Genomic DNA, 12189 nt, shown 5'->3' on the forward strand with positions numbered 1-12189 from the left:
ATTTTAATGTTTTTTATCGTTTAAGTCCAAAAAAGTCCGATTTTCGAGCCAATTACGTAAAAATGTGTATCTTAGCTCTAACCAAATTTACCGACCCAATGACGAAATTATATAATTTCTTCTTGTTTTTTAGTTTTTGTTTCGGGCTAACTGCTCAGAACACACTATTCGTTGATACCCAAATAGACATTGATGAAAAGGATATTTCTGCCTATTTCACGACGATGCTTGATTCATCAAATGTATATCATGCACAAGGGAATTACAAGCGATCATTAGAATTGAATATTGACTTGCTTTTAAAGGCTTTTGCTTCTGAAAACCCTCTTTATATTCATGAAGGATATCGATTACTCGGAGCCAATTATTGGGCCATGAATGACACGATTCTTGCCCGGGAGAGTTTTGAAAAATCTAAAATATTCGCCGAACAAGCTAATGATGCCCGTGCGATGGCATATTCTTACATGGATTTGGCCAGCATATATTCTGAAAATAACGCCCTTGAAAAAGCATTTATATATCATGAAGAATCTATAGAACTTTTTGAACTATCGAATGATCTTGAAGGTCTCGCTAAAGCCCATTATAAAACAGTTCTTTCTTCAATTAAAATGAAGGATTATAGAAGAGCTTACTTACATATATTAAAAGCACGAAAACTTAATAAATTCGACGAAAATAGCGCTTTGAGTGTAGGTTTAGATTTTTACACTGGAATTTATTATGCACAAAAAGATAATTTTGAAATGGCCGACACTTATTTCATGAAGGCAATAAGGGAAGCAGAAAAAGCCAATCTATCGGTCGAATTACAACGTGCATATGAAGAATACAATAAGAGTTTATTAAGACAAGGGAAATTTGAAGAAGCGGCTATTGCTCAAACGATGTACGAAATGTACAGACAGGTTAATAATGAGGATGTACGGCTTTTGGAAACCGAAACGCTCACAGCGAAACTTCAAGTAGCCGAATACAGAAAAGATGTTCAAGCAGCCGAATTACAAAATCAGTTACAGTCGGAAATAGTTGAAAATAAAAGTAAGCTAAACACTTTTCTTCTTATAGTAACTGCCTGTTTCTTGGTGCTGTTTGTCGCATTATTCTTAGCATATAGAAATAGAAAATCTCTTGTAAGTGAATTGAAACTTAAGAATAAAGAGTACTTAAAGGCAAAAGAAAAATCTGAAAAACTGGCAAAGGCAAAGAGTAAATTTTTCTCCACTGTTAGTCATGAGCTTAGAACCCCATTATATGGTGTGATTGGTTTAAGCACTATTTTATTAGAAGATAAGACTTTAAAGAAACACGAGAGCGATCTTAAATCGCTAAAATTCTCGGCAGATTATCTATTAGCCTTGATTAATGACGTGCTTCAGATCAATAAGATTGACTCTAACAATTTAGAAGATGAACAAACATCATTCAATTTGAGAGAACTAATAAAAACAATCTCTTCCTCTTTTGAGTACATGCGCCTTCAGAATAAGAATAAAATACACATACATATATCTGATAATATTCCGCAGTTTATTAGAGGAAACTCAGTGCGATTGTCACAAATATTAATGAACCTTATTGGAAATGCTTGTAAATTTACCGAGAATGGTGATATCTATATTATAGCTGAAACTACCGAAGTTACTGAGATGGTCACCGCTATTAAATTCTACATAAAAGATACAGGAATTGGTATCCCGGCCGATAAACAAGAAAGCGTTTTTGAAGAATTTTCTCAGGCTGATTCTATTAACTATAAGTACCAAGGTACCGGCTTAGGATTGCCTATTGTTAAAAAACTACTTGCTTTATCTAATTCATCTGTTTCTTTGGAAAGTGAATTTGGTGAAGGATCTATGTTCTCATTCACACTTTTATTTGAAGCAATACAACAAATTGAAGAGAAAAAAGAGATTATAATTACAGATGCTTCTTTATTGATCAATAAAAACATTCTTATCGTAGATGACAATCGAATTAACCAAACGGTAACCAAAAAAATCCTTGAGAAAAATAAGGTGATTTGTGATATTGCACAAAATGGAGAAGAGGCGGTTTGTAAGGCTCGAGAAAACGAATACGATCTTATTTTAATGGATATTAACATGCCCGTAAAAAACGGAATGCAGGCTACCAAAGAAATTCGTGCCTTCGACAAAAAGATTCCAATTGTCGCACTAACGGCTGTGGAAGTAGAAGAAATGCGTTTTAAAATTTACGAATCGGGAATGAATGATATTATTGTAAAGCCCTATGATATTTCAAAGTTCGTACAGACAATATTAAAACACATTGCCATGGATGATCCAGGATCATCCAGAAAGAGTTCGAATCTAAGAGCTGTTTAGAAATTATCCTTTAAGACTAGCCTTCAGATATTCTCTGTTCATTCGGGCAATATTTTCCAGGGAAATCCCCTTAGGACATTCGATTTCACAAGCACCGGTATTGGTACAGTTTCCGAAGCCTTCCTTATCCATTTGTGCTACCATACTTAAAACACGCTCTGTGGCTTCAACCTGACCTTGAGGTAACAAGGCATATTGAGAAACCTTAGCTCCAACAAACAACATTGCTGATGCATTTTTACAGGCAGCAACACAGGCTCCACAACCAATACAAGTAGCGGCATCCATAGCGTGATCGGCCACATGTTTGTCGATAGGAATCGCATTCGCATCCTGAGTATTACCAGATGTATTCACGGAGATAAATCCTCCCGCGTGCTGAATTCTCTCGAAAGCAGTTCTATCAACCACTAAATCCTTAATTACTGGAAAAGCTTTTGCTCTAAATGGTTCAATAGTAATAGTATCTCCATCTTTAAACATTCTCATGTGCAGTTGACAAGTCGTCACTCCACGATCCGGTCCATGAGGTTCTCCATTGATCTGCATGGAACACATTCCACAAATTCCTTCACGGCAATCATGATCGAAAGCAACCGGTTCATCACCGGAATTAACCAATTGTTCGTTCAAGACGTCCATCATTTCTAAAAAAGACATATGTTCTGAAATTTCAGATACCTTATACGAGACCATCTGACCTTTCGATCGTCCGTCTTTCTGTCTCCAAATTTTTAACGTTAAATTCATAATGTCTTCTTATTTATACGAACGTTGTTTTAACTCAATATCTTTAAATTCTAATTGCTCCTTATGAAGTACAGCATCTCCGGGTTCTCCTTTATACTCCCAGGCAGAAACAAATGCGAAATCTTCATCATTACGTTTGGCTTCACCTTTTTGTTCACCATCCAATTCTACAGATTCCTCTCTAAAATGTCCTCCCGCAGATTCTTCTCTATTCAATGCATCTTTCGCGAATAACTCGCCTAATTCTAAGAAATCTGCTACACGACCTGCTTTCTCAAGCTCAGGATTAAACTCATTTGCATCTCCCGGAACTTTCACATTTTTCCAGAAATCTTCACGAAGTGCTTTTATTTCAGACATGGCTTCGGTAAGCCCTTTAGCATTTCTTGCCATTCCTACCTTTTCCCACATTATTTTTCCAAGCTTCTTATGGTAGTAATCCACAGAATGCTCTCCTTTATTATTTACAAAGAAATCAATGCGATCTTTCACCTCCTTTTCGGCAGCATCAAATTCAGGAGTATTCGTTGAAATTTTACCGGTTCTAATATCATGCGACAGATAATCCCCGATAGTATATGGCAATACAAAATAACCATCTGCCAGGCCTTGCATCAACGCAGAAGCTCCCAATCTGTTCGCTCCATGGTCTGAGAAGTTTGCCTCTCCAATACAATACAATCCCTCAACAGTAGTCATTAAGTTGTAATCTACCCAAACGCCACCCATCGTATAATGAGTTGCCGGATAAATCATCATTGGTGTTTTATAAGGATCCTGATCTACGATTTTCTCGTACATCTGGAATAGGTTACCATACTTTTCTTTTACTATGTCTGCTCCAAGCTCTATTATTTTTGCTTCGGAAGCATTTTCAACATTATGTAATTTTGCTTGCTCCTTTCCGTACCTCTGAATCGCAGATTTGAAATCTAAATACACGGCTTCTCCGGTAGCATTTACTCCATAGCCGGCATCACAACGTTCCTTCGCAGCGCGTGAAGCAACATCACGAGGCACCAGGTTTCCGAAGGCAGGATAACGACGCTCTAAATAATAATCTCTATTTTCTTCAGCGATTTCCGTAGGCTTTAGTTTTCCTTCTCGTATTGCCATTACATCGTCCATATTCTTAGGCACCCAGATGCGACCATCATTCCGAAGCGATTCAGACATCAATGTAAGTTTAGACTGATAATCGCCCGATCTTGGAATACATGTCGGGTGAATCTGCGTATAACATGGGTTGGCGAAAAATGCACCTTTTTTATGAATTTTCCAAGCAGCAGTGGCATTAGACCCCATCGCATTTGTCGATAGATAATAAACGTTTCCATATCCGCCGGAAGCAATCACCACTGCGTGTGCAGAGTGACGTTCAATCTCACCGGTAATTAAATTACGAGCGATAATTCCACGAGCTTTTCCATCTACTTTTACAACATCCAACATTTCGTGACGATTAAACATCTCGATTTTTCCACGAGCGATCTGACGATTCATTGCCGAATATGCTCCAAGTAATAACTGTTGTCCTGTTTGTCCTTTTGCATAAAAGGTACGGGATACTAGCACCCCTCCAAACGATCGATTGTCTAATAAACCACCATAATCACGTGCAAAAGGAACACCTTGTGCTACACATTGATCAATGATATTAGCAGAAACCTCAGCCAAACGATAAACGTTAGACTCGCGTGAGCGGTAATCTCCTCCTTTTACAGTGTCGTAAAATAATCGATACGTCGAATCTCCATCCCCCTGATAGTTCTTCGCTGCGTTAATTCCTCCTTGAGCTGCAATAGAGTGCGCACGGCGTGGAGAATCCTGATAGCAGTAAGCCTTTACGTTATAACCAAGTTCTGCCAAAGTTGCGGCGGCACTTCCACCTGCTAATCCAGTTCCTACAACGATAACATCGATGTTTCGTTTGTTGGCAGGATTGACAAGGTTAATTTCGTTTTTATAATTTGTCCACTTATCGGCTAAGGGTCCTTTAGGTGTTTTAGAATCTAATATCGACATAGCTAATGCTTTTAGTGGTGTAATTGATTGAAATGGTGATAAACTGCAATAAAAATAAATCCAAGAGGAATTACTATCGCATATACTTTTGCGAATCCTGTTAAGGCTTTCGAATACTTATTGTTGAATCCAACGCTCTGAAAGGAGGATGCGAAGCCATGCCAAAGGTGAAGCATAAGTAACACAAAGGCAATCACGTAAAGACCTGTTCTTACCGGACTTTCAAATTTATGAACTACCTCTGGAAAATATCGTGTTGCGTCCTCAGGATTAGACTCTATATACTTGTACATAATTTCAGGCACCCAGAAATCGTAAAAGTGGAGTCCTAAAAAGGCAAGGATCACAAGGCCGGAAATAATCATATTTCGCGATGCCCAGCTGGAATTTGCGCTTCCGTTATAAGATTTATAGTTAATCGCTCTGGCATTTCGGTTTCTAATCTCGAGAACAAGGCCCATCACAAAGTGAAAAATCACTCCAAAAATAAGAACAGGCTGTAATATTCCTTGAACAAGCCCATTGGTACCCATAAAATGAGACCAACTATTAAAAGTGTCTGATGCAATGACCGAAGTTAAATTGATGACAAAATGCTGACCCAGAAAAAATACAAGAAACAAGCCCGAAAGCGCCATTGCGACTTTTCTGGCAATTGAAGAGGATAGTATTCCCATTATGTTTTATATCAAAATTTAATATTAACAAAAATACGGCTCTATTAAACGTTTGCCAAAAAATAATCTTTATATCTCGTTATTTAGATTAATAATAAGTTAATAAGGTAGTTTACAAAAATAGCTTCAGCTAAATTAAAAAAGCCATCCGCCTTGGGCGGATGGCTTTTAATCTAAACTAGAATTAATGTCGTTTATTTTACGATCAACTTTTTAGTAGCAGTTGCATTATTTTGAGTTACTTGAACCATGTACACACCTTCTTGTAATGAAGAAATGTTTAATTCAGAACCTTCTATAGTAGCGGAAATAACAGTTTTTCCTAATATATCAAAGACAGTTACTTGTTTAGCTCCTTGAGTAGCAGTTTCAATAAAAACAGTTCCTCTAGAGGCTGGGTTTGGATATAAAGAAAAATCTGTGCTGTTAAAAGTATCTACACTAAGAATAGGAACACCTGCAGCAGAGAACATGCCAAATTCAGCATTTAGTGGCGTTGTATCTCCTATTAAAGTTGCCAATCCGGTTGTTTTATCTACACTATGAATTCCTCCAGTACCACCTCCGGTGTAAGCTGCCATAATTATCTCATTTGTGTCAGGATCTACAGTTGCTTCTTGAGCAAAACTAATGTCAAGCCCTAAAGCTCCAATAAGGGTGGAAAGACCTGTAGTTAAATCAACAGAATGAAAGGTATCATCGCTAATATCGGCCACAAAAGCATTACCATCGTTGTCGATAACTAGCCAAATACTGGTTGCGGTAGACATAGTTCCAATTGGCGTAACAGTCCCAGCCGTAACATCCACACTATACAAAACATTTGCTGCTGTTGCATACATGGTATTAGTCGTAAAATCGAATGCTAAGCCTGTAGGTGTTGCACCGGCTATGTCGGCTAAAATATCTCCAACCACTGTAACGGTTCCATCAGTAATATCTACAGTTACCAATTCTCTTCTAGTTGCAGTTCCACCACTGTCGTTCTCAAAAGACAATGCATATAAAACTCCATTCTCATCGAAGTCATCCGCAAAAATAGACACCGAAAGGGGTGCAAATATGGTGTTAATTCCTGCAAAAGGTGGAGTGGCATCTAATGTTCCAAAATCATTGGCAGAGGCTCTAAGATTTAAAACATAATATTCACTAACCAATCTTCCGGAATTCGTTCCAGTCTGAGATGTCGCCATCTGATTTGCAATATAATCGTTCAGAATAGCGGCTTCACTTTGGTTAAAGTTTTGTCTAATAACCTCGGCTTCCGAAAGCGGGGTGTTGGATAAACCTTTTAATTCTTCCAATAAAGTATCGATACTTCTTTCTTGAGCCATCGATTGAAATGACATGAGAGACACTATTAATATCCCAAAAACTAATTGTAATTTTTTCATCATATAAGTTTTTTAGTTAAAGAACTTAAATATAGTAAATTATTTTATTGAAAACACTTTCTTTACTTCCATTGAATTAATTTTCACCTTTATTATGTATTCTCCTACAGGGAGATACGTTTTTCCATTATTGCTTTTTCTAATTTTCAAGTCTTCCTTCTTCAATTGTTTTATTCCTTTTTCTGAAATATGAGCGTCGTATTCGAATACATTAACTCCTTTAGAAGCATTTACCGTTAATAGTTGCAGTTGTTTTCCGTCTTTAGTTTCTACTGAAACAGTTCCTTCTCCATCTTGAGGGGAATAAAACTGAAGCATTACCGAAGGCTCATTATACTCGCTCCATTGACTAAATCTATCTCCCCATCGTCTCGATGCAGTCACATCTTCTATATCAGCTAGTATTAGCCCGTTCATTTTTGAAGTATCCATTTCCTGTAATAATAAAATGTCTGCAATATAAATCGATCTTCCATGAGTTCCCAAAACAAGATCTTTAGCATCTTTTTGAACCACAAGATCATGTACAGCCACATTTGGCAAACCTTTAGAAAAGGCCTCCCAGCTTTCACCTCTATTGAATGAAACATAAGCTCCATTGTCTGTTCCTAAATACAACACATTTTCGTTTACAGGATCTTCTTTTATCACATTAACCGGTGATGCAGGTAAATTATTACTTATATCCTTCCAACTCGCACCATAGGATTCACTTACATAAACATAGGGTTTAAAATTATCCCAACGATAGCCGTTTAAAGTTGAGTATACACGTTCTTTTTTATGCGTGGATGCGACTATTCTACTTACCCACAAATCTGCCGGCAGACTCCCCGAAATATTTGTCCAGCTGCCACCACTGTTTTTCGACACATGAATCATCCCATCATCACTACCGGCATAGAGTAATCCGAATTGAAATTTCGATTCGCTAATACAAGTTAAAGTGCCATAAGCAACATTTCCTGGTTTACCGCCTTTTGTAATATCATCTGAAATCGCTTGCCAATTATCTCCCTTGTCCATACTACGCATCAGTTTGTTTCCTCCGAGATACAAGATATCTTGATTATGTGAACTCAATAAAATAGGCGTCTGCCAGTTAAATCGGTATGGACTTTCACCTAACTCATGTTTAGGTTGGATATTGGTGCTTTCCTCAGTTTCACGATTGAGACGGTAATAATTTCCGAATTGAAACCCGGTATAAACAATGTTTGAATTTCGGTTATCGATTTCCACTTGCATTCCGTCACCACCCATGATGAATTTAAAAGGATAATTTCCGTTTTGTAACCAACCTTTATCATCTTCAGAATTGTGAGCTCCTACCCAAACACCATTGTCCTGCAAACCACCATATACATTATAGGGAGTTTCATTATCTACATTCACAGCGTAGAACTGCCCAACAGATGGAGCATTGTTTTTTATCCAATTGTCACCGTCGTCGTAAGTGATATTTACACCTCCATCATTTCCATTGATAAGATGTCCCGGTAGCTTCGGATTGATCCATAAAGCGTGATGATCTACATGTACATTTTCTGCACTGATAGAAGTAAAAGTTTTTCCGCCGTCTTTCGATTTTAAAATTGGCACACCATAGATATAAATGTTGTTCCGTTCCTGAGGCGCAACGTGAATTTTTCCGAAGTAATAACCATAAGAATAATAGATATCATCCAAATAACCAGTATGTGTTTTAGACCAACTTATACCGCCATCTGTACTTTTATATACCTCTGCGCCCACCACAGGCGTATCGAATAACATAGTATTGGCATCTTCAAGGTATTTGGCAAGATCAATTGGCTGAACGTTTCCGCTTCGCACCATTTGTTTTACATTTTCGGCTTTGTATTTTTCCTGAAAGCCATTATTCAGAAGATATTGGTCTAATTTTTTATTATCGAGCTCCAAGAACTGAGAAGAAGACATCGTTTTAAACTGCTCTTTTGTAAGTCCGTCGTCGTCGGTATTTGGAGTTTCATCTTTTCTTCTATTCTGATTATCAATGATAGCATAAACAGTGTTTTCATCATAGACGGCAAGTCCAATTCTTCCGGCACCTCCTCCTGATGGGAAACCACTTCCTTCCACAGAGACTTTATCCCATGTATTTCCGCCATTAGTACTTTTAAAAATAGCACTTCCGGAACCATCGCCCCTAAAATTCCATGCCTTTCTATCTTTATCCCATGAAGAAGCATACATTAGGTTAAAGTTATTGGGGTCACTAACCATTTCAATAATTCCTGACTGTTGATCGACAAATAATGTTTTGTTCCAGGTTTTTCCCCCATCGGTACTTTTGAAAACACCTCGTTCCGAATTTGTTGAATACAAATGCCCAACAGCACTTACAACTATCTCATCAGAATTAACTGGATTGATTAAAATACTACTAATATGATGTGAATCTGTGAGCCCCATATTTCCCCAAGACTCTCCATTATCTGTTGATTTCAGAAGTCCGATTCCGGCGTAAGAAGAACGTGAAGCATTTACCTCACCAGTTCCTACCCATAAGGTTTTCGTTTTCCAATCCATCACAAGACATCCAACATTTTGAGTCGGGCTACTATCCAAAATCGGCTTAAAAGTGGTTCCATTATTTTCGGTATGCCAAACTCCGCCACTGGCATAACCAACATAAAACTCGACCGGATTTTGAGGATTCACGGCGAAACCTACAACGCGACCACTCATAATAGTGGGCCCAATATTTTTAAAAGGCAGGTTTTTTACAAGTGAAGTTTTTGTAAGTATTTCTTTTTTCTGAAGACTTTCGACGATTTCGGCTGTCGTAGTAGCAGGTTGTTGTGAAAAAACTGAAATTGTACAAATACTGAAAAATGCCAGGAGTAAACTTTTCATAAGCTAAGGATTAAAATGAGGAAATTACTTAAATGCAACGGGATAGGCAAAACTTTATTTAAACACCCCAACTTAGCTCAGTAGAAATAAAAGTTAGAACAACATCCCTCCCCGGCCCTCCCTTCGAAGGGAGGGAGTATAATTCTAACTAAAACTATTAGCCCCCTCTTCCGAAGAGGGGGTTTGGGGGAGATGTTCTCACGAAATGCTTTCATCTACATACTCTTTAATCGTTTTAAGAACCCCAGGGAGGTTAGTAAATATTTCTTTATTAGAAAACCTTAAAAGCCTAACTCCATATTCCTCAATTCTCCCCTGTCTTTTTCCATCCTCTAAAACTTGAGAATCATGAACACTTCCGTCGATTTCGATAACTAATCCAATTTCATGACAATAAAAATCAACTATATAGTCTAGAATTGGAACTTGGCGATGAAATTCAACTCTTAATGAGCTCTTTCTAATTTCGTTCCACAATACAATCTCAGTTTCAGTTGGGTTATTCCGTAAGTATTGTGCCCTCAATTTTAAATCCTTACGATATGGTATTATTTTATTCGCCATATATAAATATAAGAAGAACTAGGACAACATCCCTCCCCGGCCCTCCCTTCGAAGGGAGGGAGTATTATTCTAACTAAAACTATTAGCCCCCTCTTCCGAAGAGGGGGTTTGGGGGAGATGTTTTTAAATGATTATTACACAATGAACGCATCAAGTTGTTATAAGTATCCTAAAAAATAAGGTCACAGTAATGATTTCCTAATTATTCTAATTAATTTTGAGGAAATTCAGAAAAGACAATCATGAAATACGATCCTATTAACAGCAAACTTTATATAAAAAATCGAAAAAACTTCGCGGCTAAAATGAAGCCAAACAGTTTGGCAATTTTTAATTCCAATGATATTTATCCAATTAGTGCTGACAGTACGATGCCTTTTCAGCAGCACAGAGACATATTATTTTTAAGTGGCGTAGATCAGGAAGAAAGTGTGTTGGTTTTATTTCCCGATTGTCCGAATGAAAAACACCGTGAGATTTTATTTCTTAAAGAAACGAACGATCATATTGCGGTTTGGGAAGGTGAAAAATTAACCAAAGAAGCTGCTTTAAAGACAAGTGGTATAAAGACTGTTTACTGGTTGCAAGAAATGGAAAAAGTGTTGTTCGAAATTATGACACAAAGCGATACCGTTTATATAAATACAAATGAACATTATCGTGCGAATGTAGAAACGGAAACGCGTGAAGCGAGATTCACTAAATGGCTCTTAAATAAATATCCCGCGCACTCAGTGGCGAAAAGTAATCCTATTTTGCAGCGATTGAGATCGGTGAAGGATAAAATTGAGCTCGATCTAATTCAGAACGCATGTGATATCACTCAAAAAGGATTTAGACGTATCCTCTCATTTGTAAAACCGGGAGTTTGGGAATATGAAATTGAAGCTGAGTTTATGCATGAGTTTTTAAGAAACCGTTCCCGAGGATTTGCGTATACTCCTATAGTTGCGAGTGGAAATAGCGCGAATGTATTGCATTATATCGAGAACAACCAACAATGCAAAAAGGGGGATCTTATCTTATTAGATGTTGGTGCAGAATACGCCAATTACGCTAGCGATATGACAAGAACCATACCTGTGAGCGGTAAATTCTCAAAACGGCAGAGAGAAGTATATGATGCCGTAAAACGAGTAAAAGATGAAGCGACAGCAATGTTGGTACCTGGTGCTTTTTGGAAAGAATATCACGAAGAAGTGGGTAATTTAATGACGCGGGAATTATTAAAACTGAAGCTAATCGACAAAGCAGACGTAAAAAACGAAAATCCGGAATGGCCAGCATATAAAAAATACTTTATGCATGGGACTTCTCATCACATGGGATTGGACACTCACGACTACGGACTACTATGGGAACCCATGAAAGCTGATATGGTATTCACTGTTGAGCCTGGGATTTATATTCCTAATGAAGGCTTCGGAATACGTTTGGAGGATGATGTCGTAATTCAGAAAAAAGGAGAACCTTTTAATTTAATGCGAAACATTCCTATTGAAGCTGAAGAAATTGAAGAGCTGATGAACAGCTAGAAATTATCATTTT

General features: G+C 37.6%; 8 protein-coding genes. 2 read left to right on the forward strand and 6 right to left on the reverse strand.

Translation table 11 applies throughout. The features are described 5' to 3' along the window. Window positions 1-98: 98 nt before the first annotated feature. Window positions 99-2351, forward strand: coding sequence for a response regulator (locus BXY75_RS01010; RefSeq protein ID WP_170152826.1), 2253 nt, complete (start codon window positions 99-101; stop codon window positions 2349-2351). A gap of 3 nt (window positions 2352-2354) precedes the next feature. Here BXY75_RS01010 and BXY75_RS01015 read toward each other — a convergent pair whose 3' ends face one another. From BXY75_RS01015 to BXY75_RS01040, 6 genes are all read right to left on the reverse strand, one after another. Continuing rightward, a complete protein-coding gene (locus BXY75_RS01015; protein ID WP_121905842.1) occupies window positions 2355-3101 on the reverse strand; it encodes a succinate dehydrogenase/fumarate reductase iron-sulfur subunit in 747 nt (248 codons plus the stop codon). Window positions 3102-3110: 9 nt separating this feature from the next. Next, a complete protein-coding gene (locus BXY75_RS01020; protein WP_121905843.1) occupies window positions 3111-5126 on the reverse strand; it encodes a fumarate reductase/succinate dehydrogenase flavoprotein subunit in 2016 nt (671 codons plus the stop codon). 11 nt (window positions 5127-5137) lie between these two features. Continuing rightward, the gene (locus BXY75_RS01025) at window positions 5138-5803 is read right to left on the reverse strand and encodes a succinate dehydrogenase cytochrome b subunit (RefSeq protein WP_121905844.1); all 666 of its coding nucleotides are present in this window, start codon (window positions 5801-5803) and stop codon (window positions 5138-5140) included. 194 nt (window positions 5804-5997) lie between these two features. Then, entirely contained in the window at window positions 5998-7200 is a 1203-nt protein-coding gene (locus tag BXY75_RS01030) for a T9SS type A sorting domain-containing protein (RefSeq protein WP_121905845.1), read from the reverse strand. Window positions 7201-7236: 36 nt separating this feature from the next. Then, complete coding sequence (locus BXY75_RS01035) at window positions 7237-10077, reverse strand: WD40/YVTN/BNR-like repeat-containing protein (RefSeq protein WP_121905846.1); 2841 nt, start codon at window positions 10075-10077, stop codon at window positions 7237-7239. A gap of 198 nt (window positions 10078-10275) precedes the next feature. Continuing rightward, window positions 10276-10641 (reverse strand): endonuclease domain-containing protein, encoded by a 366-nt coding sequence (locus BXY75_RS01040; protein ID WP_121905847.1) that lies wholly within the window; start codon window positions 10639-10641, stop codon window positions 10276-10278. Between the two features lie 242 nt (window positions 10642-10883). On the opposite strand from BXY75_RS01040, the gene BXY75_RS01045 reads away from it, so the two are divergent. Further along, window positions 10884-12176: an aminopeptidase P family protein gene (locus tag BXY75_RS01045; protein ID WP_121905848.1), complete on the forward strand. Its 1293-nt coding sequence runs from the start codon at window positions 10884-10886 to the stop codon at window positions 12174-12176. Window positions 12177-12189 lie beyond the last annotated feature (13 nt).

Source organism: Ulvibacter antarcticus (assembly GCF_003688405.1).
GTDB lineage: Bacteria > Bacteroidota > Bacteroidia > Flavobacteriales > Flavobacteriaceae > Ulvibacter > Ulvibacter antarcticus.